This window comes from Vibrio superstes, assembly GCF_003569005.1.
In the GTDB taxonomy this organism is placed as follows: domain Bacteria; phylum Pseudomonadota; class Gammaproteobacteria; order Enterobacterales; family Vibrionaceae; genus Vibrio; species Vibrio superstes.
The window spans coordinates 1,471,049-1,496,554 of sequence record NZ_BCUR01000004.1 but is presented as its reverse complement, the minus strand read 5'-3'; the positions used below and the strand labels follow the sequence as shown (position 1 = coordinate 1,496,554).

General features: G+C 44.0%; 24 protein-coding genes and 2 tRNA genes. 13 read left to right on the top strand and 13 right to left on the bottom strand.

The genetic code is table 11. The features are described from left to right. Nucleotides 1-24 precede the first annotated feature (24 nt). The 3 genes from D5I41_RS14915 to D5I41_RS14905 all read left to right on the top strand — a co-directional run bounded on the left by D5I41_RS14915 (nucleotide 25) and on the right by D5I41_RS14905 (nucleotide 943). Nucleotides 25-273: a hypothetical protein gene (locus D5I41_RS14915; protein ID WP_119010456.1), complete on the top strand. Its 249-nt coding sequence runs from the start codon at nucleotides 25-27 to the stop codon at nucleotides 271-273. A 43-nt stretch (nucleotides 274-316) separates the two neighbouring features. After that, the gene (locus D5I41_RS14910) at nucleotides 317-676 is read left to right on the top strand and encodes a hypothetical protein (protein WP_119010455.1); all 360 of its coding nucleotides are present in this window, start codon (nucleotides 317-319) and stop codon (nucleotides 674-676) included. A 190-nt stretch (nucleotides 677-866) separates the two neighbouring features. After that, nucleotides 867-943: transfer RNA gene (locus D5I41_RS14905), tRNA-Val, on the top strand. A gap of 388 nt (nucleotides 944-1,331) precedes the next feature. On the opposite strand, the gene D5I41_RS14900 is transcribed toward D5I41_RS14905, so the two are convergent. Further along, the gene (locus tag D5I41_RS14900) at nucleotides 1,332-1,757 is read right to left on the bottom strand and encodes a hypothetical protein (RefSeq protein WP_147094851.1); all 426 of its coding nucleotides are present in this window, start codon (nucleotides 1,755-1,757) and stop codon (nucleotides 1,332-1,334) included. 595 nt (nucleotides 1,758-2,352) lie between these two features. Here D5I41_RS14900 and D5I41_RS14895 point away from each other — a divergent pair. Next, nucleotides 2,353-2,429, top strand: a tRNA-Val gene (locus D5I41_RS14895). A gap of 159 nt (nucleotides 2,430-2,588) precedes the next feature. On the opposite strand, the gene D5I41_RS14890 is transcribed toward D5I41_RS14895, so the two are convergent. From D5I41_RS14890 to D5I41_RS14865, 6 genes are all read right to left on the bottom strand, one after another. Then, on the bottom strand, nucleotides 2,589-3,155 hold the full coding sequence (locus tag D5I41_RS14890; RefSeq protein ID WP_119010453.1) for an acyl-CoA thioesterase: 567 nt from the start codon (nucleotides 3,153-3,155) through the stop codon (nucleotides 2,589-2,591). A 125-nt stretch (nucleotides 3,156-3,280) separates the two neighbouring features. Beyond that, nucleotides 3,281-3,643, bottom strand: coding sequence for an MmcQ/YjbR family DNA-binding protein (locus tag D5I41_RS14885; RefSeq protein WP_119010452.1), 363 nt, complete (start codon nucleotides 3,641-3,643; stop codon nucleotides 3,281-3,283). A 25-nt stretch (nucleotides 3,644-3,668) separates the two neighbouring features. Next, complete coding sequence (locus tag D5I41_RS14880) at nucleotides 3,669-3,863, bottom strand: hypothetical protein (protein ID WP_119010451.1); 195 nt, start codon at nucleotides 3,861-3,863, stop codon at nucleotides 3,669-3,671. A 109-nt stretch (nucleotides 3,864-3,972) separates the two neighbouring features. Further along, entirely contained in the window at nucleotides 3,973-7,644 is a 3,672-nt protein-coding gene (locus tag D5I41_RS14875) for an AAA family ATPase (protein WP_119010450.1), read from the bottom strand. Beyond that, nucleotides 7,644-8,870, bottom strand: a complete 1,227-nt coding sequence (gene sbcD, locus D5I41_RS14870) for an exonuclease subunit SbcD (protein ID WP_119010449.1) — start codon at nucleotides 8,868-8,870, stop codon at nucleotides 7,644-7,646. The genes D5I41_RS14875 and sbcD overlap by 1 nt, the downstream gene beginning before the upstream one ends. Before the next feature lie 363 nt (nucleotides 8,871-9,233). Then, a complete protein-coding gene (locus D5I41_RS14865; RefSeq protein WP_119010448.1) occupies nucleotides 9,234-9,770 on the bottom strand; it encodes an outer membrane beta-barrel protein in 537 nt (178 codons plus the stop codon). A gap of 503 nt (nucleotides 9,771-10,273) precedes the next feature. Here D5I41_RS14865 and D5I41_RS14860 point away from each other — a divergent pair. From D5I41_RS14860 to D5I41_RS14850, 3 genes are all read left to right on the top strand, one after another. Then, entirely contained in the window at nucleotides 10,274-10,966 is a 693-nt protein-coding gene (locus tag D5I41_RS14860; RefSeq protein WP_119010447.1) for a VV20781 family protein, read from the top strand. A 401-nt stretch (nucleotides 10,967-11,367) separates the two neighbouring features. After that, complete coding sequence (locus tag D5I41_RS14855; RefSeq protein WP_119010446.1) at nucleotides 11,368-13,002, top strand: SgrR family transcriptional regulator; 1,635 nt, start codon at nucleotides 11,368-11,370, stop codon at nucleotides 13,000-13,002. A 53-nt stretch (nucleotides 13,003-13,055) separates the two neighbouring features. Then, nucleotides 13,056-14,132, top strand: a complete 1,077-nt coding sequence (locus D5I41_RS14850; protein ID WP_119010445.1) for a threonine aldolase family protein — start codon at nucleotides 13,056-13,058, stop codon at nucleotides 14,130-14,132. Nucleotides 14,133-14,234: 102 nt separating this feature from the next. On the opposite strand, the gene D5I41_RS14845 is transcribed toward D5I41_RS14850, so the two are convergent. The 4 genes from D5I41_RS14845 to D5I41_RS14830 form a co-directional block, all read right to left on the bottom strand. Further along, nucleotides 14,235-14,825 (bottom strand): SH3 domain-containing protein, encoded by a 591-nt coding sequence (locus tag D5I41_RS14845; RefSeq protein ID WP_119010444.1) that lies wholly within the window; start codon nucleotides 14,823-14,825, stop codon nucleotides 14,235-14,237. Between the two features lie 435 nt (nucleotides 14,826-15,260). Then, the gene (gene ssb / locus D5I41_RS14840; protein ID WP_119010443.1) at nucleotides 15,261-15,782 is read right to left on the bottom strand and encodes a single-stranded DNA-binding protein; all 522 of its coding nucleotides are present in this window, start codon (nucleotides 15,780-15,782) and stop codon (nucleotides 15,261-15,263) included. Nucleotides 15,783-15,867: 85 nt separating this feature from the next. Further along, a complete protein-coding gene (locus D5I41_RS14835) occupies nucleotides 15,868-17,469 on the bottom strand; it encodes a DNA recombination protein RmuC (RefSeq protein WP_119010442.1) in 1,602 nt (533 codons plus the stop codon). Nucleotides 17,470-17,481: 12 nt separating this feature from the next. After that, entirely contained in the window at nucleotides 17,482-17,832 is a 351-nt protein-coding gene (locus tag D5I41_RS14830) for a hypothetical protein (RefSeq protein WP_119010441.1), read from the bottom strand. Nucleotides 17,833-17,957: 125 nt separating this feature from the next. Here D5I41_RS14830 and D5I41_RS14825 point away from each other — a divergent pair, with 125 nt between their 5' ends. Beyond that, the gene (locus D5I41_RS14825) at nucleotides 17,958-18,962 is read left to right on the top strand and encodes a helix-turn-helix transcriptional regulator (RefSeq protein ID WP_119010440.1); all 1,005 of its coding nucleotides are present in this window, start codon (nucleotides 17,958-17,960) and stop codon (nucleotides 18,960-18,962) included. Here D5I41_RS14825 and D5I41_RS14820 read toward each other — a convergent pair whose 3' ends face one another. Further along, the gene (locus D5I41_RS14820; RefSeq protein WP_119010439.1) at nucleotides 18,963-19,973 is read right to left on the bottom strand and encodes an adenosine deaminase; all 1,011 of its coding nucleotides are present in this window, start codon (nucleotides 19,971-19,973) and stop codon (nucleotides 18,963-18,965) included. It lies immediately after the preceding gene. Nucleotides 19,974-19,991: 18 nt separating this feature from the next. Then, the gene (locus D5I41_RS14815) at nucleotides 19,992-20,414 is read right to left on the bottom strand and encodes an ATP-binding protein (RefSeq protein ID WP_119010438.1); all 423 of its coding nucleotides are present in this window, start codon (nucleotides 20,412-20,414) and stop codon (nucleotides 19,992-19,994) included. Between the two features lie 237 nt (nucleotides 20,415-20,651). Between D5I41_RS14815 and D5I41_RS14810 the strand changes: the two genes are divergently transcribed. The 5 genes from D5I41_RS14810 (at nucleotide 20,652) to D5I41_RS14790 (ending at nucleotide 25,488) form a co-directional block, all read left to right on the top strand. Continuing rightward, a complete protein-coding gene (locus D5I41_RS14810) occupies nucleotides 20,652-21,104 on the top strand; it encodes a dCMP deaminase family protein (protein ID WP_119010437.1) in 453 nt (150 codons plus the stop codon). Between the two features lie 15 nt (nucleotides 21,105-21,119). Beyond that, a complete protein-coding gene (locus D5I41_RS14805) occupies nucleotides 21,120-22,094 on the top strand; it encodes a Gfo/Idh/MocA family protein (protein ID WP_119010436.1) in 975 nt (324 codons plus the stop codon). Nucleotides 22,095-22,184: 90 nt separating this feature from the next. Next, complete coding sequence (locus D5I41_RS14800) at nucleotides 22,185-23,162, top strand: hypothetical protein (protein WP_119010435.1); 978 nt, start codon at nucleotides 22,185-22,187, stop codon at nucleotides 23,160-23,162. Nucleotides 23,163-23,244: 82 nt separating this feature from the next. Beyond that, entirely contained in the window at nucleotides 23,245-24,390 is a 1,146-nt protein-coding gene (locus D5I41_RS14795; RefSeq protein WP_119010434.1) for a BamA/TamA family outer membrane protein, read from the top strand. 21 nt (nucleotides 24,391-24,411) lie between these two features. Further along, nucleotides 24,412-25,488 carry a DUF4056 domain-containing protein gene (locus tag D5I41_RS14790; RefSeq protein ID WP_119010433.1) on the top strand — a complete coding sequence of 359 codons (1,077 nt, stop codon included), beginning with the start codon at nucleotides 24,412-24,414 and terminating at the stop codon, nucleotides 25,486-25,488. Nucleotides 25,489-25,506 lie beyond the last annotated feature (18 nt).

Here is a 25,506-nt window from a genome sequence, read left to right as displayed (position 1 = left end):
CCTAAATCTAAATAGGAATTGAAAATGTATAGCAAACAATCAAAAGAGTATCGAAGCAACGGCATCTACTATATCGAAGGCCAACTCTTCTATTCCATCTGGGCATTTAAAACCCAGTTCCCTACTCGTACAAAGAACAACGAGCAAATGAACATACAAGATACGTCCGAGTTAGAAAAAGTAACTCGAAATGAAAGTTGTATTCCCGACTTTGGCAATCTTCAATTGGTGAAGATTTTTCCTTTATTAGCACTGCAAGCATTCTATGCATAACAAGGTATCAATAGCTAAGGATGGCTGATTAACGGATTGAAAAATGCAAAAATTTATCGCTACTTTCGCACTACTCCTCTCTTCGGTATCAGTAGAAGCAAAATCATTCAATTTTGAAGACATCTTCGTATGCGGAGACACCGTTGTCTCGAAGTTATCAAATAGTACGTTCCTACACTACAAACTGGGTGAATCGATCGCTCCGAATGGATTACCCAACAAGCTAAATATAATGAAGCCTAGAGGTGATGGTATGTATGAGAGCAAGGTCAGGGCTGAGACCAATTTTCAAAAAGACAAACACATCCTATTTGGTATCAATGAGAGTAATGGTGGCGCTTTCTTTGGTGATGCACTGGATAAAAAAACCAAAACAGTCAGATGCTTTAAGCTGGTTCAGTAAAAGACAAACATGCAATGCACTTTTGTATCGAGCTCTGACGAATGCAACATCTTAAATAGATGCAAATTGATGAAAATCCAAGCAAAAACTTTCTCACTCGATTACAAAAACGGCAAACAGTTCACAAACAGAAGATTTGTACTTGAACCCTAGCCCTCTTATGGATAACATCTCTCTCGTTCAAGAAGATGGGTCCGTAGCTCAGTTGGTTAGAGTACTACCTTGACATGGTAGGGGTCGGCGATTCGAATTCGCCCGGACCCACCATCCTCTTGAATTAACCTGCAATCGTATTGAACAACAAAATATGAGCTCGTATCTCAATTAGAGTATTACGTGACTTCAGCACTTCTATTCTTTACCTCTTAAACTACTGTTCTTTCTAAACAAGATAGCGGTACTCATAATTTTTAAACATTCATCGTAAAATATCCCTGTCCGCTCAACTTATCTACCCATCGTAATTGATTAGTACATTAGACGAATATTCGATACATCAGTCGTATTTATAGTCAGAAAAGCAGCTGTTAGCGAAGGGATTCGAGAGTGTATTGTCTTCACTATACGATGTGGGATAAACCACACCGTCAATATGAAGAAAAACGGAATTGCGGTGTTAGTTAATTAACATAAAGTCTGTATGGCTTGTTCAGAATCAAGCACCGTAATAGTACTTGTCAGCCGCGCTAGAAAGCTCTTTCCAAATATCTTTCTCGGCTAATATTTCGATGTCATGCGAACGCAAGCTATCGCAGAGTTTGAGTTGTTTAGATACAGAACCCGTCTCGTAGCGACTCGCCCCTGCCTGAAAGCCCTCATCCCAATATGGCGACCCGATCATTGCCTTGATATCCATATCGTGTTGCGAAATGTAGTACTGCTGAATAGCATTACCAATCTTGTTGAACTCATCAGTGCTGTAGGCTTCGTTCGATAAGCAAGCGAAGTTGAGACCATCAATACCACCCATCTCTGTACCGTATATTGGAACAGCTGTGTCTTCTCGCTCATATGGAGTATGAACATCGGCAACCGCTGAAGTTGCGGTGAGTAGTATTAATGCGAATATACGTTTTTTCATGGTCTCTTCTCTATTAGGTTTTATTGTCATAAAGCTCATTAAGCCGTTGAAGCTCAGCACCATGTCATAGGCTCTCTAATTACCATGACCTGTGATAACAGGAGTGTATGCGTAATCTGAATTTCAGTTTTGCTTCTTCTGTAACTATTTATAACTCTACCAACTTTAAGCTGATGTAAAGCTTACCTCTGTTATTCAATCGTCGCTTCAGGCGAGCTACTCACCTTGGTACGCCATTGATATCGCAAAGCTTAACTTGTTTAGGTGTTGAATTGCTCGTTGTTTCATACCTCATCTTAGGTTTGTTGATCAACCGTGAAATGTATGTTAGTTCGGACTTCCTAGAATGATCTGTTTGATTAAGTTGCATGTTGTAATCAGGCTGACTGAGTAATGAAACAGTGCACTTAAAATAGCGAACGCAAATGAGGAAAAGATAAACGGTAAAAACCGTGACAGTATGGGTTATGTGGTAGAAATAAGGCACATTGATTGAGAATTAATCAAACGATCGACCCTAGCCTAATTATGTGTTGCGTGGTGGGAACTACCATCGTATATTAATTCGCACAGGACAATCATCCTGTATAAATTTGGGTCCGTAGCTCAGTTGGTTAGAGTACTACCTTGACATGGTAGGGGTCGGCGATTCGAATTCGCCCGGACCCACCAAATTAACAACAAAGCCCGCTTAAAGCGGGCTTTGTTGTATCTGGAACATCCTAATTCGTATTAAATTCATTTCTCGAACTGGCAACCTCTGACTCGCAGCGCCCCCTTAAACAACATTTACAAACAAGACACCCTAACCCTCTCATTTCGTTAGAATGATTAAGCTTGCTCTACTTGAGGTTTAGCTTCCACTTCACCATCTAGTGGCGGCCATGGACGATGTTGCTCTGAATCAACCCACTCATTGACCCAAAGTGGCAGTGCGCCAAACAGATTGGGTTCACCCATCGCTTCTAGCACCTCGCTTGGACTTACAATCCCCTGCTTAGATGTCACACCGGCTCGTATCAATACCGAAGAACAAGGTTGGCCTTTTACCCACATGGATTGCTCTACATAAAGCCACTTATCATCAAAGCCTACACATTGAGTGTGCATAGTGATTTTGTTGAACATATGGATACGCTTTCTATAGCGTACTGAACTCCCTGCTACCACTAACGCCCAGCGTTTGTTTGCTAGCACGTTCATCAGCCCACAACGAATGCCTAATGCCGTTCGTCCGAGATCGTAAAGGGTTAACACTCGACCATTGTTAAGCTCGTTAAAGATATCAAGATCCCATGGACGGCAAGAAAAATGCGTCGTCGTTTTATCACTTATCTTTAATGAAGATTGTTTTCGTGCTTGCCAATACACCTTAGCAAGGCGAAAAAATGGGTACATGCTGGGCTCTCCTTTTCCGAACTGGTGGATAATTAAAATTCAAAGTGGTCAGACGAGTGAGTTTAGTACAATTTGGCAATAACAAGCATGTTGACGTGGTAACAGTGAGATGTCACAGGAATAGTTTAGAGGTCGATACCAAGCTCTGCTCGCTTACGTTTACTTAAACCCAGGGCAACCAAGCGATAAGATTCAGACAGATAATATCTTAGTTCTTCATCCAAGTGGCCACCGGTATCCACTTGTTGGATCCACTTCATTCCGCGACTGGCAAAATAAGGTGCTGGGATGTATCCATGGTGATCACTTAAAAACTGGAAGTTTAGATCTGAGGTTTTGAACGTAAATGCGGGTGTTTTGTCTTTACTCCATCCGCCAATAGCAAACACCTTGCCGCCTACCTTCCAGACATCAGCATTACCCCATTGCACAACATGGTCTGTTGCCTTAAATGAGCGACAAAATTTATTGAATTCTTGGTAATTCATCACAGACTCCACATCATTTCAACGCCTACCCAAAAATCAAGATTAGCAATAAGATCAATAGCCCTTTGGCAAGCAGTACACCTAGCATAGCACCTGCTGTAATTACCATAGTCGGAAGAGCTACCATAATAATTGGGATGCAGATAATGGCTAACAGTGCCAATTCCCAGTAGCTTAACAACGCCAACACCACAGCTATACCCACGCCCCACTTAATCATCGCCCACCCTTATAGAATCAATTGCTAAACTTGTTCCACAATAGCGATATTTAAGACAAAAACAGTCGCTATAGTAGCGACTGTTTTGTGTTCAGTTATTTGCCTAGCCTTACAAGGCGTATTCTCGGCTGAGTTCACTGACACCAAGACCACTTCGTTTAGATACCTTGATCTGCAGTGGTATTCTTTCCTTCATAGCCTCGACGTGGCTAATAACACCGATCATCTTACCCGACGCATTCAAGTTATCGAGTGCATCGAGCGCCATATCTAAGGTTTCCGCATCAAGCGTGCCAAAGCCTTCATCAAGGAACAGCGAATCGATACTGGTTTTATGGCTCACCAAATCAGAAAGGGACAATGCCAATGCAAGGCTGACCAAGAAACTCTCACCGCCGGATAAGGTCTTGGTATCACGCACCGCATCTCCTTGCCAGGTATCCAGAACCTGAAGAGCAAGGCCATCATCGGACTTACGCTGCAGTTCATATCGACCATGAAAGCGCGCCAAATGCTTATTCGCAAGATACACCAAGTTCTCTAGGGTCAGACCTTGAGCAAACTTTCTAAACTTGTCTCCCTTTGCCGAACCCACCAGCGAGTTCAAGTGTGAGATATCATTGTACTCTTGCTCAAACTTTTCTATTTCATCCAGCAAACCACTTAAACGCTGACGATTAACCTGGTCAGAGGCGATCTGCTGAGTAATTTCGCCCTGCTGTTTGAGCGTTTGCTCTGCTTCTTGCTTTATTAGAGTCAATTCTTGCTCTAGGGTAGCCTGAGGGGGCAGATCCCAGCCTTTTTCTTCTGCATCTTGCTTATGTGCAAGCAACGCAGAGCTTGCGCTGGCAAGGGTGGCTTTTGCATGCTCTAGATTCTTTTTACTCTCTTCAATCTTTGCAGTGAGCGCATCCCTCTCTTGTGTAGGCAGTAACGCTGCTTGAAACTCATGAATGGAAGAGAAAGGGCTCGATTGTAATTCGCTCTCCCATGCCTTGGTGCGTTGCAATAATTTGTCTCCAACAAGCTGTTTCTGCTGGTGCATTGATGTTAACTCGCCCGATAGCGTGGCAATCTTGCTCTTACACGAATCTCTATTTTCCGTCGCTACTTTATAGCGCTGCTCTGCCCCTTCAACCTCTAGGCGCATACGTTCAGATTCAGTAGTTACTGATCTATCCGCAAATAACTCTTGGCGCAGTTTTTCATCGTCTAGCAGGCTTGATTGCATCTCTTTTAAGCGAGAGCGCTCTTGTTCAAGCCTTACTTTTGCAGAAACTAGCGTCTCTTCTAAAGAATGGCTTTGAGTACGCAATCTATCTAGTTGCAGCTCTGATTGCTGTATTTCAGCGGTTAGTTTTAGCCAGAGAGTGAGGTCTTCGTGCTTTTGGTTAAACCACTGCTCGGTATCGGCCTCTGGCAAATCAAACCCTGACGCTTTGACTTGCGTCGCCAATTCACTCCAAACAGTGCTTGCCCTATCACTCCATTGTTTGGCTTCATTTAGCGCGGATTCTAGTTTGCTGTTGATAAGAGCAAGGGCGTTCGATTGTGCATTTAAATTATCAGTCATCGATGAAACCGAGGCCTGGCATTCTTGCTGCGCCTTATTCGCTTCATCTCGGCTTTTCTGAAGATTGTCCAAATGCTTAAGCTGAGCATTGATTTGGTTTTGTTGCTCAGCGTTTTGCTGAAGCAGGCGCTCAACACCTTGACTGTCACCTAACTCTAAAACTAAGCCAAGTGATGCAGTAAGCGTGCCCCACAGTTCTTGTATCTTCTGTTTTTCTTGTAACAGAGATGGATACTTTTTCTCAGAATGTTGCAGATGGCTAAGCAGTGTATTTAACTGTGCTTCTTGCGCCTTTAACGCTGTCGTAGTTTGAGTGAGTTGATGCTTTGTGTCTGTTTGTCGCGTCAGTAAATTAGTCACATCAACACTGTCGCTAGACTGCAACACAGGATGTTCGGCGGAGCCGCAAAGCGGGCACGGCGTGTGATTATCTAGCTGCGATCTGTACTTAGCCAGCTCACTTTCTTGATCAAGAAGCTGCCTAATATCCAATATACTTTGCTCAAGTTGATCCTGCTTACTGCGAAGTTCAGTGACCTGTGGTCGCTGTTTCGCAATCAAGTCTGTTTGCTGCTCTATAAACTGAGTAAGCTCAAGTAATTCTTTACCGTTCTCAGCATATTTAGCATTGCCATTTTCCAGTCTTATATAGCTAGGGTGACTATTTTGCAAAGCCTGCAGTTGGTCATGCAATGATGACGTATCGCCATTTTTAAGGGCGATTTCTAACTGCTCTTGTGTACCAGAAAATAGCTTGGTTTTTTCCAGTAAAACGCGCTTCAACTCTTCCACTTTTTGCTGTATTGAATCTAGAGCCTGTTTACCCTTGCTGTGCTCACTATTGAGGGACGTAACCGACTCTGTTGCTTGTTTGGACTTAGCTAACGATTGCGCATATTGCTTATAGCTCTGCATCCACAAAGGTAAGGCACCTTGTAGGCATTCATCTTTAGCGTGAGCGTTTAGATAGACTTTCCCTTCAGTCACGGATTTTTGCGCAGACTCGACTTCAGCTAATAGCTCAAGTTTCCTCTTGTTTAAGCCTTGTTGTGCCTGAACAGACTCCTCAGTTGCCGTCGCTTGCAGTGTCACTGACTTTTTCTGCTCAGCAATGCGAGTATCTAGCGGAACGATCTGCTGCTGCACTAACTCTTGTAACTGAGTTCGTTGTTCTACTGCTTGATTCAGGCGTTGCTGGCTTTGATGTACCCCATCTTGAAGTGGCTCAAGAGCTTTGTTTTGTCCATCAATCGATTGTTGTTTACCCGCAATTTGCGTTTCTAATTGCTCGCTTTCAGACTTGGTATTGGCCCATAGTTCAAAGCTGGTGCGCATACCTACTGCTGGAGCACTTCGCTGCAATTTTTCAATGTCGGGTTGCAAGGCTTGAAGCTCGGCTTGTGCATTCGCAAGGCTACTTTGTTGCGTTGTCACTTTTTGTTCTAGCAACTCTTGTTGCCCCGACCAGTTCAGCTGTGATTGATATAACGCTTGCTGCGACTGCTGGCTTGAGCTCAATGCTGTGAGTGCGACTTGTTGTTCGTTTAACCCTTTAAGTTGGTCTTGCGACAGCAATGCAACGCCCTCGGCGCGTGCATTGAGCTGGCCTAAAGCGACTTTTGCATCGCTGTAGTGCTGATGAACGCGCTCTGAGATCAGGCCATAGATCTCGGTGCCTGTGAGCTCTTCTAGTAACTCAGCCCTATCGTTGGCATTGGCATTGAGAAATGCGGCAAATTGCCCTTGAGAAAGCATCATGGATTTCGTGAATCGAGAAAAATCTAGCCCCGTTATCTCGTTGACCTGCTCGTTCTTTGTCTTCACCTTGTCGGCGATAATGGTACCAGACTCTACTTCGGCTAGTTCAACCGTAGCAGGTTGCAGATTGCCGTCCGCCTTATTACGAGAGCGGCGCATGCTCCAGTGTGCTCGATAGGCCTTACCCTTAACCTCAAACTCCACTTCTGCACTACTACTGGCAGTGCCACGAGTCATGATTTCATTGTTTGATGTTGAGATCCCACCCAGTCTTGGTGTCTCATGGTAGATGGCTAAGCAAATGGCATCGAGAATGGTGGTCTTGCCTGCGCCAGTAGGACCAGTAATCGCAAACAAGCCACTTTCAATAAAAGAAGGCGAAGAGAAATCGATATGCCATTTGCCCTTGAGTGAGTTTAGGTTTTCGAAGGTGAGATTAAGGATCTTCATTATGGTTTCTCCCCTTCGACATCTTCAACTATCCGCTTAAATCGCGTTGTTATTCTCTGCTCTCTCGCTTTGTCTTCCTCGCTATCAAAGACCTCATTGGCTAAACGCTTACTAAACACCTCTATTGGGCTAAGTTCTGACAAGGTTTCGGCTTGCTCCTGATTTAACGTACGCTCTCTATGCGCTCTTGAACGGCGCAGTTGTAATACTTCAATCTCTCTGTCACCAATGATCTTTTGTACGGCTTGCTGAAGATCCGTTAAGTAATCTTGAACCTCAACTTCAATAGACACCCACACAGATGTCCCTTCTGCAACGTCGATGCTATCCAATTGTTGCTGCAAACTCGCCAAGTCCCCTTTTAAGGAATACATCGGCTGAAACGAAGGAACCATAACCGGTTTTATTTCCGTTACTTGGCTCTTAGAAAACTCAACCACCACCACTTGTTTCTGTGATTTAAGCTCATCAAAGCTCAGATAGATTGGCGAACCGCTATAACGAATATGATCACTTTTAGCGACCTTTTGCGGGCGGTGGATATGGCCAAGGGCAATGTAATCTGCTGGCGGGAATCCATCAGCGGCAAACCCGTCCAACGTGCCAATATAGATATCTCGAACTGACTCGGAGGTGGTTACCCCAAGCGCGGTTAAATGCCCTGTCGCAATGATAGGCACATCTAACTCTTTGCGTGAACGCAACTGCAAAGCGCTTTGATAAAGGGTTGAGTAATGGGCTTTTATCGCCTCACCGAGTGCCTTTTGTTTTTCACTTCCCGACTCTCCAGAAACGCTCTTAATCACATCTCTTGGTCTAATGAAAGGAACGGCACATACAATAGCGCCAACATCCCCGCTACTCTTGTTTATCTCTAGTATTTGCTCTGAGATCTCTGTCCCTACGCTCGCTATCACCTGAGTATGAAGCTGCTTGAGAAGCTGTTTTGACTCATTGAGCATGGCGACTGAATCGTGGTTGCCACCAAGAACGATAAGCTGGCACTCTAATCTGTGCATATCCACAACAAAGCGATTGTACAACTCACGAGCGTAGCTTGGAGGAGTCCCCGTATCAAACACGTCGCCGGCGATAATGACGCAGTCGACCTTTTCGGTCTCGACGGTACCTAAAAGCCACTGAATAAATTGTTCATGTTCAGCTAGGCGACTTTTAGTAAAAAAATTCTGGCCCAAATGCCAGTCAGAGGTGTGCAGTATTTTCATCAAAACCAACGTAGGAAAGTCGTTTAAAAAGTAAAGAGATAGAACATTTCACAATAGCCTAAATCTATGAAAGATAGGGCTTAATTCGCTTAATAAGACGAGGCTACTCTTCTTCGTCTTCATTAATAGTTTTACCACAACACAGACAAACTGGCTCTAAATCTGTTGGCATCATGATAAGAATCCCGCAATGGGGGCATAAATCACCTTGGGTGTACATTTGTCAGTACCTCGTTTGTTCACTAGTTTTCATTATACTGTTAATTGGCGACATTTTTCGTCTTTAAAAAACAAAACAATACCAAGTACGATTTAAAGATGCAAAAAACCCACTGTTTTATATCAGTGGGTTCCTTAACGTGATTACTTAAATTTATAGCCTACGTCTAATATGAATTGATTTGCGTCTAAGTCTCCAGAAAATTGCTCTGAATAGCCTAAGTTAGTCACAACATGGTCGCCAAACTGGGTTTCTACACCGACAGCAGCCAAATAGCCGTTATCATGATTTTTATAAGGCCCAGCTTTAATTTTGTCCCAAGCCCAACCTGAAGTTAGATAAGGTTTTAATGTAATGCTTTCGCTCACTTGGTAAGGATAATCAACACCAATACTTGCTTGATATCGGTCAAGATCTATATCGTCTTTTGATGTTGTACTGATACGAAAATCTGTAAACAAATACTCTTTCCAATCGCGTACTAAGTAGCCTCTTGAAAATACGCTATATCCTCTCAGGTTTATACCATTGAAGTCATCTTGAGCGTAACCTGCTCCCAATGTAATACCAGAGAAAAAGCTTGTCGCTTCATCAGATGTGCCGCCGTTGTCTATTTCACTAGCGTTCGCTAAACCCGCGACAAGCGCTACACTTAAGATTGCCCAATTAATGTGCTTCATTGTGATCTCTCCTGCAAAATAATTGGGAAAGATCCTACATTTGAATACATACTTAAAAGGTGACCAGTTATTGTACAGCTGTTCGCCCTTTTGTTTGTTGCATAACGTAATAGACCACACATTTTGGTAAAACTAATGAACCGCCTTAGCCGCACACGCAGAACTCGTATTGGACGACAATGTAAACATAAGCAACGAATGCAGCAGAAGCAGCACCGCAACGCATTCCACACTTGGACTCAGAAAAAAGAGTAATTACAGTCTCTGGATAAATTTTCGAGTTCTATGTATAGCTCCTAATGTATAACCTCTACAAAAAAGACCGGCAGTGTTTATCACTTCGGTCTTTTTCTTTTGTAAGCAGTAATCCCTCTAGCAACATTCTTGTCGTCAACCTGGTTATCGACTATAAAAGTAGAACACCTCTATTTACGCACTTCCTCTTTTTTCCAGTTTTAGTTTCATATACTCACTGCATCTAAAGAACAGCTCCGAGGGCTATTATGAAAAAGCTAATACTAGGTTTATTGGTCGCAAGCAGTCTTTTTGGCTGCGCATCTACCGCAATAATGGTGAAATCTGACGCAGTATCCGCACAACCTATTGTACCGATTTCGGTTGATGGGAAATTTGGCGGGTTTGGCGATGAAGGCACGTTTAAGATTGCAGACCAATACAGTGGCAGATTCTCTAGAGACGCCTCAAAATCAAGTTGGTTTGGCGTTGTTGGTTCTAGTGAAGGCGGTATGGTTGCTAGTGTCGATAGCAAGCAAGGTCAACACTGGAAGATCCAATGCAGTGGCGAACAATCTAGCTTCTCTCTTGGTGGAATCTCAATGTCCGACAGTGACCCATTCCAATGTGATGTCACTGAAGAGGGTAAGTCTGTAGGCCATTACCAAATCACACCTGAAAAAAGCCTAATGGGCTCAAGCAAAGAAGCAGGCTTTGTCACGGTAAATGGAACTAGAGTCGAACTTGCTGCAGTGAAAAAAGCGCAAGGCTCTGCATTTGAGGTGGGTCAACCATTGGGTTATAGCTTCACCATCGATGGTAAAGAAGTTGCGGCTACACAAACCAACGGTTCTATGACTCTACAAATGCTTCCAGAGCTAACACAACAACAGCAAGACGCTGTAGTTGTGGGCAGCATTGCCAGCGCATTAAGCTGGAGACCTGAAAACAACGATTCTTAGTCTCGTTGCTAGGGTCTGTTGACCTTTTGAGGTTATTTTTGTAGCGATTTGTTGGGTATTAATACAAGGCAGTCGCTTTTAGGTGTGGTGGTTCCACATGAAAAGTGACTAACGCGGTAGGAATGCCCAACAAAGCGCTACCCGAAGGGCTCGGCAAGAAGGGCTCGTCCAGAAGCCATTTACTCTTCGTTGAGCGACTTTTGCTTAGATGACTAGGCGGCAAGTCCCTCGCCTTGATTAAATGGCTTCTGGTCGAGCAAAATTTAATCGCAAAAGGTCAACAGACCCTAGATACTAGATTTAATCGAGGATCAACATCCCCCCACCTTTGTTGATCCTCATTAAAGATGAACTATTCTATTAATTAACCTTTCCAGCTTTTCTGCTTTTAAGTCGCTATTATGGAAAAACCAAGCAGCACCATTCAACTCAATCGCTTAAAACAGCTCGATCGTTACTTTGGTACCGAAGCGACAACAGTAGACAGTCAAACACTGGCTCGGGTCATGTCTTGCTCAACTCGAAATGTGGCAAAGACAATGAAGAACCTTTCTGATCTAGGCTGGATAAAATGGCAACCAGGCAGAGGAAGAGGAATTAAAACACAGCTGCATATCGTGCACTCATTCCACGATGTATTAAGCAGTGCAATCAAATCATATGTGGTGAAGGGGGAGCTAGACGAGGCTTCTCGATATGCGGATATTTTCGATTATAAAAACGTATTCAAACAAAACCTTCCCGAATGGATGGCCGAGTTCTCTGATGGAAATGAGCGCTCTGATGAACTTGTCTCGTTAGTGCCCTATGCACTACCCAATTGTCATCCTATGCACATGACCGACCGCAATGCGGGTGTTTATGTCTCCGCCATGTTTGATACCTTGATTAACTTTGATGAATCAACTCAAACCTTTACGCCCCATCTTGCTCATCAGTTTTATCAAGAAGGTCTAAGCTACTTCTTTCGCATCCGTCCCGATGTCCATTTTCATAACGGGGTACTACTAACGCCAGACCATGTAAAACAGGTGCTGCTTCAGCACAAGAGCGTCGACGTAGTCGCAAGCGAACTCTATCAAAGCATTGAATCCATTGAGGTCAATCATCAATGGCTAGAAGTCACGCTTACTTATGACGATCCCGTTTTCCTGCACGCTATTGCTGATATCCATGCCTCTGTATATCTAGACAACCCTACAGACCCAGACTTTCCGTATGGCACAGGAGCCTATCATTGGGGAGCTAAATCCAATGATAAATGGACACTACTTAAAAACACGCAATATTTTGCCAATCACGGCATCATCAAGTCTGCCGAGTTTTGGCATGTTTTAGAGACCAATAAAACGTCAGTAGGACATCTGTTTGAGTTCCAAGACTCTGATACTTTAGTTGGTAATAAGCAGCAAAAACTTACCTCCAACCTTGGCACTAAAGCCTTGTGTGTAAGCCATCGTTTAGATGACATTCAGCGCGCTTCACTGGCGGGGATAACTGAAAAAGTGTTGTTAAAGCACTATCAAAGCCAACACCAACTGTGCGATTCACTGTTTGATCGTTCATTTCAACATGAACACAAAACTGACCACACTAACTTGGAACTTCCTAAGTCGCTAAGGGTATATAGAGGAAACAGTCATGCTTTAGGCCATCTCTGGACGCATCTTTCTGGTCTAGATGTAAACATCGAATACGTGAACGAGATCCATAGCGCTGATGTGTGGGTAAACAACTTCTTAGTCGGTGACGACTCGTTTCTAGACCATTATTACTGGTTGCTGCTTAGTGAATCAGCCACAAACCTGCTCACCCCTTTCAAACAGCAACAATGGCTCACTGAAGCAAGGCATGCAGATGACCTAAAAGAGACACTGTCACAAATAGAGCATCGCTATCTGACACAACATAGAGTCATACCGCTATGGAAAAAGTCGATTGCCTTCCAAAGTCATCACACTCTTAGGGGTACAGACATCAACAGCCTCGGGTTTATGAATATCGCAAAGGTTTGGTTTGATAAAAGAGAGTGTTGAGGCGAATTAATAACTCCTATAGCATGAATAATTAAAACCAAAGGAAGGGTAACATGGCAAACAACCTACGCGCTGAATGTGATCTCATATTATCAGGCCATCACACGCCTACTCCCGCCGAGCTTTTCTCTCAAATGGCAACATGGTGTGAAGATAACGATATTCAGCACGACGTCTATGGCGAAGGGGACTTAATTCAGAGCTTTGAGGCAAAAATAGCAAAGCTACTCGGTTACCAAGCCGGCCTATTCGTAATGACAGGCACGCTTACTCAACCGACAGTGTTAGATTTAGTCTGCCGACAAAAGCGCAACAAGCTGGTTGGAATGCATGAAACCAGTCATATTTTGCGTCATGAGAATCAAAACTTTCAGCTACAACAGCGCTTCAATATTCTCAATTTAGGAAACCGTTATCGACCTTGGAAGGTCGATGATTTGGCCTCTTGTCCTGATGAACTGTCAGCGGTATTGTACGAACTCCCTATGCGCGAGATTGGTGGTCAGTTGCTGCCATGGGATGAGCTACAAGCCATCAAAGCCTACTGCAAGGAAAACAGCATACACCTGCATATGGACGGAGCTCGCCTGTGGGAGTCTGCCGCTTTCTATGACAAGCCATACCACGAGATAGCAACTGGTTTTGATACTACCTATGTATCGCTTTATAAGGGGCTTGGCGGACTCGGTGGCTCAATATTATTGGGAGATGAATCCTTTATCGCTCTAGCTAGAAAGTGGATGCAGCGCCAAGGTGGTAATGTTTACCATAGAACCCCCTATGTGGTTTCTGCAGCGATGCAGTTTGAGCAGCGTTTAGAGCAAATGCCAGCACTATACAGTCGCACTCAACAAATCTATTCGTTGCTCGAGGCATTTCCACAGTTCACCTTGAACCCTGTCGTGCCACAGGCGAATATGCTTCACCTGATCTTACCTTTCGACTATGAAACCGCTGTTGAGATCAGAGACCAACTTGCCAAAGAGCAACGGGTCTGGCTTGGAAATCCTCAAGTGACCGGCAATCCGCATCAATCTATGATCGAGTGGTATGTGGGTGATGCGCTTTTCAATCTTGATGATTCGCGCTTGATTGCGATTTTTGACTGGTTATCTAGCAAAGCTCCGTAATTAAGACCTAGAAAACCTCAGTTCAAACAAAAACGCCCAATTTGTAGATTAAAATTGGGCGTTTCCATTTTGTTCTCCAGTGATACCGTTGAGCAATAGTGCCTATTGACCCTGCAGGTACTTGGCACTTGCCCAAGCCCTAACGCCATTTACTTCGACCAACCACCAGCCGCCCTGTTTCATATAGACGTCAACGGTTTGGTTGCGTTTTAGCTTGTAGAGTATCTTGCCTTTTGTATGTGGCTCTTTGCGGGCATTGAGCTTAGTCGCGAGCACCTTTGCTTGTAATAGAGGTAACTTAGCCGGCTCTGTTTGAACCACCTCTCTATGCACTCGATAAGGCTCATTTGCCGAAACATTGCTCGCATCGTTACCCATAAACAAAGATAAGCCACCGACTATCATCACAAGGGCTGCTAGACCATGGGCATAAGGGCTTCGCCCGTCATAACTGGCAAGCTCTTCATCATTTGTCTCTGACGTTGGGTCGCCGCTTCTCCTTCCCGATATTAACTTCGCTTTATAGAACACCCACAGTATGCAATTGAACAAGAAACTCAGCAGAATAAAAAAGGCTTCAATGGCAGCAAAAATTAGCTTAAAAAAACCGATCACCAAAAAGAACAGACCAAAGCCAACCAAGATATCGCCAATAATACTGCCACACCCTTCTTCAAGTTCTTCGTCAAACACAGTTACATCTCTCTTATCATCAACTTAGAGTCTTTACCGAGTATTTACTCAGCATCTAAAGAGTATAAAGCTGATGGTTATCTTGTTCTTATCAATTGACGACAGTAGCAAACGTTACTGACATCGTGTTGTACCAATCACACTAAGTAAGTGATCAGAAATAACGCAGGAAAAATGCTCGAGAACAAGGCAGAATTTTTCGATAAGTAGTTATTCTACAATCAAAAATTCTAACACCGTTGTCGAGCATTTTAACAAGTTAGAATGACCAGTTAATTAGTACGATTGGTATTAGCTCAAGATACCAAGATTAGCGACTACAAGTGTCCTTATACCAATCGTAGTAAATAAAAATGAACGCCTCACTCAAACGGACATAAAAAAGCTCAACAGTATATTGAGCTTTTTTGCATCTTTGCGGGTTAACTGATGACGTCAGAACGGAATATCATCATAGTCATCAGGGCTTGGTGTAAACCCACCCGGCGCGCCAGATTGACTTGGATTAGTCGGTGCATTAGCAGGTGCATTGCCCGAACCAAACTGATTGCCTTGGTTTGAGCCACCAGCATATTGATTGCCTGGACTGCTTTGCTCGCCTTGCTGACGGCCACCTAGCATTTGCATCGTGCCGTTGAAGCCTTGCACGACTACTTCTGTGGTGTAACGCTCTTGGCCTGATTTATCCTGCCACTTGCGGGTTTGCAATTGCCCTTCAATATACACTTGAGAGCCCTTTCGCAGGTGATTACCCGCAATCTCAGCCAGCTTGCCCATTACAGAAATGCGGTGCCACTCCGTTTTTTCTCGCTGCTGACCGGTCGCTTTATCCTGCCAAGTCTCAGATGTTGCCACCGTAAAATTGGCGACTGCATTGCCGTTTGAGAAGTGACGCAGTTCCGGGTCAGTACCCAAATTTCCTACGATGATGACTTTGTTTACGCCGCGTGATGCCATGATTATTCCTTTATTATTCGTTGTCTCGTAAGGCAATCGCCTTGACCCTGATTGCCTTAAGTATAGTGTTTGTGGTTTTAGTCGTTTAGCTATTGCTGTGATCAATAACAGTCAACTCAGGTGCTGTATGATGGTACTCAAGCTCCAGATTCGCCTTCTCGACTAACTCGGCTGGCAACTCTCTTGTGACTGCAACGCCCAGCTCTTTAAACTCTGACGCTTGCTTAATAAGGTTTCCCTTACCGGTATGCAATTGCCCTAGTGCTCTGTCATAGGTTTCTTTGGCTTTATCCAGTTGCTTACCCACCCCTTCCATAGAATTCAGGAACGTATTGAGTTTGGTGTAGAACTTCTCTGCACGGTTCGCCAACTCAGCTGTATGTTTGTTTTGCTCTTCAAATCGCCACAGCTGTCTGACTATGTTTAGACTAGTTAGTAGCGTGGTTGGGGTGGCCACAAGGATGTTTTTCTCCAGAGCCGACTGAAACAAGTTTGAGTCCGCCTTTAACGCTTCCACATATGCTGATTCAATAGGAATGAACATGATCACCACTTCTGGCGAGTTAAGACCCGGTAGCTTGCTGTACTCTTTTGCTGCTAGCTCGTTAATGCGATCGCGCACCGCTGAGGCATGTTCACGCAGAGCAATTTCTCGCTCATTCACATCTTCTGAATTCACATAACGCGTATAGGCGTTTAGTGAGGTCTTGGCATCAATAACCAAGTGCTTATTTTGCGGAAGATAAACGATAGCATCAGGTCTAAAGCGTCCCTCTTCACTATCAATACTCACTTCTCGTTTGTAGTCAGTGCCAAGTCGAAGCCCTGAGTTATCCAGAACATTCTCAAGCATTAATTCGCCCCAGTTGCCCTGCACTTTTTTCTCGCCTCTAAGCGCCGTAGTGAGCTTATCCGCTTGATCGGTGATTTCTCGATTAAGCTTTTGCAGATTCTGTAGTTCAGTGCGCAATTGCACGCGCTGCTCAGTCTCCCTGCTATGGATATCCTCAACCTTGCTCTTAAAGCCTCTTAGCTCCTGGTGAATAGGGTTCAAGATTGAACTCATACTTTCAGTATTCAGCTGCTTAAATGCCTGACCTTTGCGCTCTAAGATTTCATTCGCTAGACGCTCAAACTCTTTGCTCAGTTCTTGCTTGCTCTCTTTAAGCAATGCTATTTGCTGATCGTAATGCGTCTGCTTGGTCTCAATCTCAGTGTTAAGCTCTCCAATCTTACCCATGGCATTGGAATATTTTTCATTTAGCTCACGAAGTTCAACGTTGAGTGCCTGACTTCTTTGGCTTTCAAGCTGTAGTTCTTCAAATTTGGCTTTGAAACTGGCCGTTGCTGAACTCTCCGCTACCTTTGCTTCACTGAGCAATTCAGAGGTCTGGCGCAAGGTTTGTTCTCTCTCGCTCAGCTGTTTTCTGTAGGTATGCTCTGAAACTCGAACAGACTGCAATTCAGAGCCAAGTTGAGCACAGCGTACTTCTAAGTCGCTCACATCTTCTTCGGCATGCTCTAGCTTTTGTTGCGTACTCTGCGCCAGTTCAGACTGATTCACCAATTCCGCATTGGCCAGCTCCAGTTCGATCTTCAACTGCCCAACGGGACGCTGAGCGACCCAATACGCCACTGCTGATGTCAGCAGAACCACTAAGCCAAAAATCACATAGGTTAATGTCATTATAATTCCTTGTTATTTAGTGCATCTAACCGTGCCAAGAGAGTCTTTTCGACAGGTAGTGCCGTCGCTTCCCCGAACGGTTCCCAGAGAATCTGTGCGCCAGCTATTACCTTTATTGTCCCTTACCGTCCCTAATGAGTCGGTGCGGTAAGTTGTTCCGTCACTGCCTCTTACTGTACCCAAAGAGTCAGTGCGCCATGTATTGCCTTTGTTGTCTCTTACCGTGCCCAATGAATCGGTACGATAAGTAGTGCCATCACTACAGCGCGTTGTGCCTAGAGAGTCTGTTCGGCAGGTATTGTCTGCAAATGCACTGAATGAGGTTGCTAATACCATCATGCAGATTGCGAGAGTAAATCGCATATTTTCTGTTCCATTTAACGATGACATTACTAGAGTCAACAGACCCTAATTATGGTCAATATAGAGACAAAAACTGTCTCTTTAACTAGAATATTCAACGTTATCTGATGAGAAGGTGTAAAGCAATGTCCAAAACGTTTGAGCGCTATCAACTCGTTCTACAAAATATCCCCTGCCATCCCGATTATGTCACCAGTCTTGAACTGCGCCAGATATTGCTTTCAAAGGATCTTATCGACTCCACCCTAGATGACAAAAGCCAAATGAAGACAGTGCAAAGGGTTATCAATAAGGTGGCGTCAGACTATTACTCTGTCGAAATTGATACTGAAAAACGCCCTCATCAAATAAAGATCTCTCAGGGTCAACAGCACCCTATCAATCCAGCTGCAATGAGTAGCGTCCTTTCTTTGCAAATTATTGAGCACGAAGTACTAGAAATGCTTCCTCCAACCATGCGCAAAGAGGTATCAAACCTTATCAGCACAGGTAAAGCCGAGAGAGACAAAAGAATTGAGCTTTGGAAGGAGCGCTTTTGCTATGCGCCCATTGAGTTTCAACTCACCTCTCCAAGCTTTGATGAATCACTAATAGACACTATCGAGCAAGGAATATTAGAAAAGCGACTGCTTAAAATGAAATACCGAAAACGTGGCAGTTTGCATGACGAGGTGTACAGTGTTGAGCCTCTTGGTATTGCTTTGCATGGTCGCAGTTTTTATTTACTGGCGGTGAAAGAAAACAGCCAAGATTACCGCACCTTTGCTATCCATAGAATCACAGATATGTCGCTCGGCTTTACGGTATTAAAGCCCCATCAAAACTTTAGCGCTAAGCAATATATTGAAGAGCATGTGCCTCACTTCTCCGGGGGCCAATTCACCCAAGTTGTGCTCAAAATCAACAACTATGAGGGCTTACACCTTATCGAAGAAACTCAGCTTTCTGAGTGTCAATCCATTGTAGAGTCCGATGATGAGCACACCACTATTCGAGCAAAAATACGCGATAGCTTAGGCTTTGAGTGGTGGTTAATGAAAAACGCTAACCTTGTTGAGGTTATTGAACCTTTGCACATCAGAGCCAAGGTCATCAATAACCTGACCTTGGCTCTAGGCAAATATCAGTAATCAGTGGATCCCTTGGACAAGGTAACCCTCTAAGTGTCGCAGTAGATCTTGCTTACGAGCTTCGCTTGCAAAGCTTGCCTTGATGGCATTGCGGGTAAATTGAGCAAGCTCTTTGGACTCCACTGGGTGAGTCAGGGCTATTTGATGAAAGTTATCCGTCATATAGCCACCAAAATACGCAGGATCATCTGAGTTAATGGTCACGCACAGCCCCTGATGCAGCAGATCTACAATGTTGTGCTCTTCCATGGTATCAAACACCTTTAATTTGACGTTTGATAATGGGCACACTGTCAATGGGATCTGCAACACTTGTAACGTCTCAATAAGCTTTGGATCATCGACACAACGTATTCCATGGTCAATACGAGACACGCCCAGCATAGTCATTGCATCTTGAATATTACTTGAAGGCCCTTCTTCTCCAGCGTGAGCAACCGTGAGAAAGCCCTCCTTTAATGCCAACTGGAAGACCTTTTGAAACTTCTGCGGCGGATGTCCAGATTCAGAAGAGTCTAAACCCACTCCTATGATTTTATCCTTGTGAGGCAAAGCGCTTTGAAGTGTTTCTAACGCCGAGTCCTCATCGAGATGACGCAGAAAGCACATAATTAAATGACTGGTTATACCAAGGTCTTCATGAGCTTTGATAAGGGCGCTATGAATGCCATTCACGACTGTATCGAAGGAAATGCCCCTATTGGTATGGGTTTGGGGATCAAAAAAGATTTCAGTATGCATCACATTATCTTGGTGACACCTTAGTAAGTAGGCCCAAGTTAAATCAAAGAAATCTTGCTCTGTGATCAGTACGTTTGCTCCTTGATAATAAATATCAAGAAAGGATTGTAAATTATTAAACTGATAAGCCTTTTGAACTTCCTCAGCGTTAGAAAATGGTATCTGAATGTTGTTTCGTCTCGCCAGTTCGAACATGAGTTCGGGTTCTAGCGTACCTTCGATATGTAAATGAAGCTCTACTTTAGGTAGGCCTTCGATAAACTGTCGCAATACCACTCTCCTTGTGCATTAGTACTTAATTGATTTTAGACGCTTTTTTAGACCTCGTGGTAAGACGTCCCAGCGCTTGCGCATTGCTTCAATCTTGTCTAATGGAACATTGTGAACATTCGCAAACTGCCCTTCACATTCATATATGTATAGCTCAATAGAGCACTGTTGTGCCATTCTTTGAAAAGGCCTAATTTCCCATACTTGAGTGAAGGTGTTGGAAACCACAACAGAGTTGCCTTGTTTGAGGTGCTCTAGCGTTTGCTTTTGGCACCAAAGATGAGCCGCTCCAAGCTTGCTTGCATCAAATTGATAATTTTCATTGTTCTCATCACTGAAGTACATATCCGCTTCTAAGTGCACTAAATCATCGGCTCGTTCTAGCTGTTTGGCTAGTGTGGACTTACCTGAACCAGGCAAGCCACGAATAAGGATTAACAAGATTAAACATCACCCTATGCAATCAACGATTAACTATTGGTTCAAGTAAACCAATAGGTCAACCATATAGACAAAATTTTCGACAAGCCTAGCAGAATCTTGTTCGAACTACATCTGGGCTAAATTACAAACAGATACGGTTAATCGAATAAAAATGTTTTGGCTTGTAAGGAATAACCGTTAAGCTAAAACCCTTAAGGTTGACGTTGTACTTTCAGTTAAATCAAGGAATTAAACATGCTAACGAAATGGGCAAAGCGCTTTTATCAGATGTCTGAACTGGTAGGTTCTTGGAGTAAAGACCCTTCGACTCAAGTTGGAGCTGTCATTACCAAACACAACCGTATTGTGTCAGTTGGCTTTAACGGATATCCCCACGGTATTACAGACAGCGCTGAAACCGATGAACGTGATATGAAGTATTTGAAAACCTTGCATGCCGAAGAAAACGCGATCTTGTTCGCCAAGCGTGACTTAGACGGCTGTGAGATCTGGGTAACCCATTTTCCTTGTCCAAACTGTGCGGCGAAGATCATTCAAACAGGCATCTCTGCGGTACACTGCCCAGAACAAGAACCGGATTTTCTCTCGCGTTGGGGAGACAAGATCAAGGTCAGTGAAGACATGTTCAATCAAGCAGCTGTCACCATTGATTGGCTGCCATTGAACGAACTCAAATCAGAAGACTAACCAAAAGGATAACAGATGATCAACTGGGGAATTATCGCACCGGGGCGTATAGCTAATCGCTTCGCTGAAGCATTTAGCGCGATCAATGATGGCAGATTACATGGTGTGGCCAGTCGCAGCCGCCCTAACGCTGAATCTTTTGCCAATCAACACAATATAACGCATGTGTTTGATGGTTATGCTGAGCTCATCAACTCCCCAGAAATCGATGTTATCTATATCGCCAGTCCCCATCAGTTTCACTTTGATACTGCTAAGCAGTGTCTTGAAGCCGGTAAGGCTGTATTGTGTGAAAAGCCGCTGACCGTTAATGCCTCTCAAGCAAAAGCGTTGTTTCAGATTGCTAAAGACAACAACGTCTTTTTAATGGAGGCCTTGTGGAGCCGATTTCTTCCCACTTGGCTTGAAGTAAAGCGCTGGGTTGAAGAAGGTCAAGTTGGACAACTAGAGAATATCCACTCTACTTTTGGGTTCAAGGCAGAGCGTAATTATGAAGACCGCTTGTTCAATCCAAAACTTGCGGGTGGGGTGTTGCTCGATGCAGGCATCTACAATATCTCTTTAACTCAGTATTTAGCTAAACGAGAGCCACTGAGTATCTCGTCAAATGTGTTCGTTGGCGAAACCAATGTTGATGAACGCTGCTCTGCGACATTGGATTACGGCGACTTCACTAGCCAGTTCACCTGCTCTTTTAGGTCCAATTTAGATAACAGCATGACCATCTATGGTAGTGACGGAAAAATAACCATTGATGGCGCTTTTTGGGATGCCACGAAAGCAACGCTTGAGGTGTACGGCAACGATCCCGTTGTGCTCAATCTACCTCACGAAGGTTCGGGATTTGAGTATCAAATTCGCGAAGTGCAAAGCTGTCTGCTAGAAGAAAAATTATTCAGTGAGGTGATATCTCCTGAGCAGACCATTGCAACACTGCACCTAATCGATGAAATACTCAGCAAGGCGCATATAAAACACCCACTTGGTTAATTCTAAATCTGTGTAATTCCTCACTTTTTTTCCAAAAGAGTATATAATTGCGTTATCCGTATCACAATTTTATACCTTTTGGATTTCTGAATGGAACTTAGACGTTTCTCCACAGCCGCCGCCATAGTCGGCACTGCTTTTGCTCCCACCTATTCATACGCCTCATCATTCGAACTCCCTATTTGGAAGTCAGAAGCAGAAGAACGTGGTTATGTTTTGCCTAAAGCATTTGGACTTAGCGTGGGTTACATGAAGGTTGAACAAGGGATCAATGTTACTTCGATAGACTTAAATGGACTAAAAACAAGTTTAGGAAATGAAGGGACTCCTGGTTATCCAGGCCGACCGGAGCAATGTATTCCTTTGACAGGAATTTGTATTCCAGAAATACCAGCGATACCTGGTATACCCTCTGATATTCCAATTAATAGTATTGATGTTGAAACAATTGGTGGCTATCAAGAGAGTGAAGTTTGGACTGTTCGTGCTGATATGTGGTTATTCCCATTTTTAAACTTTTATGCCATTGCAGGAAAGATCTCCGGTTACTCTGAAACCGACATAATAGTAAACGTCAACTATGGCAATGACCGTAACTTAACACTACCACAACTCCCGTTCAAACTTGACCTTGACGGTAATATGTATGGCGGTGGCTTTGTTGTGGCTGGCGGATACGAAGAGTGGTTCACCATTATTGATGCTAGCTACACCAAAACAAATCTTACCGTGATTGATGGTGGCATCGACTCTATCGTTGTCACGCCTCGTGTGGGCTATGATTTTACCAATCATGGTCACCCTATTCGTGTTTGGGTCGGTGGCCAATACCAAAATATTCAACAAACCCTTAAAGGCGATCTTAGAGATCTCTTTCCTGCTGAGTTCGTCGACCTTATAGAGGCTGATGGTGAAACTGCTGGATTCGTTGTACAGCAAGAGCTGGAATCTGAGTGGAACACCGTCGTTGGCTTCAACTACGTTATTAACCCAACCTTTAACATCATTGGTGAATTCGGTTTCGGCGACCGTCAAAGTGCCTTTATCTCTTTGGACACCCGCTTTTAGATATGCACTCAAACTTAACCCTATTTCCCAACGCACTTAAGCCTAAGGCCAACACCTTAGGTCAAACTGGTGTGCGCGGTTAATGAAGCGTTGTCCTAATCCCATAGCGGTACTGCTACTTTCTAGTGCTCCCTTGTGCGTATTTGCTGAAGGTAACGATCTTACAAACAAAGGTACGGGTTGGGTGACCGACTTACTGGAATTCTTTGGCTCTAGTAATGAGGTGGATTTGTCTGATGGCATGGATTGGGGCGTTTTACCGGGCCCCTTTGCCAACCCTGAACAAGGTGTCGGTATTGGTGTTGCCGCCGTGGGTTTGTATGCGCCTCAAGGCCTTGAAACAGGTAATCAGCTCTCGACTCTAACGTTAAGTGGCTATGTATCGTCTGAGGGTACCTACGGAATAGGCGTCGACAACACCACATTCTTAAATCAGAACCAGTGGAAGTTGGGCTTGATAGGACGCCTATCTCAAACACCAAGTAAATATTGGGGGGTGGGAAAAGACGCAGCCGAACAAGATGGCAATGAAACTGAGCATGAGGCGCTATACCTTAGATTAGAACCCACCGTTTCCTACCAGTTTGTTGATGGCTACTTTATCAAAACGGGTATCGACGCCACGTTCTTATACCATCAAGAATCAGACGGTAGCGCATTAACACCAGAGCAATTAGAAGATACGACTAACCTGGGTATTATTTTGGCACTTGAGTACGATACCCGAGACTATGAAACCAATCCTTACTCTGGTCGCTTAGTTAGCTTTGAACATCGGTGGTATGTAAAAACCTTCGGGGGTGATTACGATTATGAAGAGCTGACCATCAATTATCGTGAGTATGTGAATGTGTACGACGATAACATCCTCGCCTTTGATTACTTTGTGCAAGGGCTAAGTAACGATGAAGACCTCCCTTGGTTTGCTATGAGCAAATTGGGTGGGGACGATCGCATGCGCGGTTATTATAGCGGCCGGTACAGAGACCGCTATCAGATGGCCGCACAGCTAGAATACCGCCACAAGTTTAACGAACGACATGGGGCTGTAATTTGGGGCGGAGCAGGAAATATCGCCCCTCACTTTGAAGGATTATTTGAAGACAGTTGGCTCCCTACCTATGGAGTCGGATATCGTTTTGCTTTCAAACCTAGAGTCAACGTTCGTCTTGACCTAGGCTTTGGAGACGAGACCACTGTTTATTTCAATATACATGAAGCGTTCTAAACAACCCTTTAAAGGCATTTAATGAAATTTAAATCTCTACTTATCGCTGGAATCACTCTCTTTTCTTCTGCAAGTTATGCAATAGATACGCCTAGTGGAGTGCGCCCTTGTTGTGCATTTGGCATTAATATGAAATCCGAATTAGGCATTGTTCCAGTACCGTTTTTTCGTGTGAACAACATTGTTGAATTAGATGATATTCATATTCACCTTTACAATGACGGAGAACAGGGGGTTGCAAGTAGCTTAATGGGAACGGGTGATGAGTCTAATGGCCTTATCTATACCGCAAAGGGCGGGATTATAGATACTGCTCATGTTAGGGATACGGCCGATTACACCTTGTACCTATATAGTCAAATCAAAGGCCAGCTTGGAACGCAAAAACAAATTGTACTTGAGGATGAGCTCCGCAGTCGGGTAATTAAATTGACGGAAAAACCTGTGAACATGACACCAGGAGAACAGGAAAAAGCCGAGATCGAACTTAGCGCACTGCTAGGATATCGCTTAGCTCAGTGGCATGAGGTCGCTCAGTGGTTTGGATATACGTCAGTCGCAGGGTTTAAAGAATACCCTTCCGCTTATTCGCCGGAAGATCTGTACTCCAACATGCTTGGTGCACTGATTACTATCGAGATTTTAGAGCACAATAAAACCCCCACCAAAGAACAATACCAAGGTGCATTCTCAAGAATATTCCTACGTAAGTTGAAAGAACTTGAGGCTCAAGATAAAGATCGAACCGAAGAAGTCATGGATGATTTAGACGGAAAATGGTGGGATAGTGGTAAACGACTACCAGACAAATGGGTTGTAAAAACCCGTGACTACCAACCTAGACTGACCATCACTCCACACTGGGGTGACAGTGATGATAGAGTGACAACGTCACTAAAACAGTATGAGCATCTAGAAGAATTTGGCTACCTTACTCTAGTAGCTACAAATTCTGAGAAGCATTTTAGTGCCCTACCGGGGCATCTTAAAGAGCGTCATGTATGGACCAAGAAGCAGTTTGCAGAAATTGCGGAATTCGCAAAAAAAGTCGACGACCAACACAAGCTAAGTAACAATCAATTGTTAGATACATACTGATTTATTCCGCTGACCTCG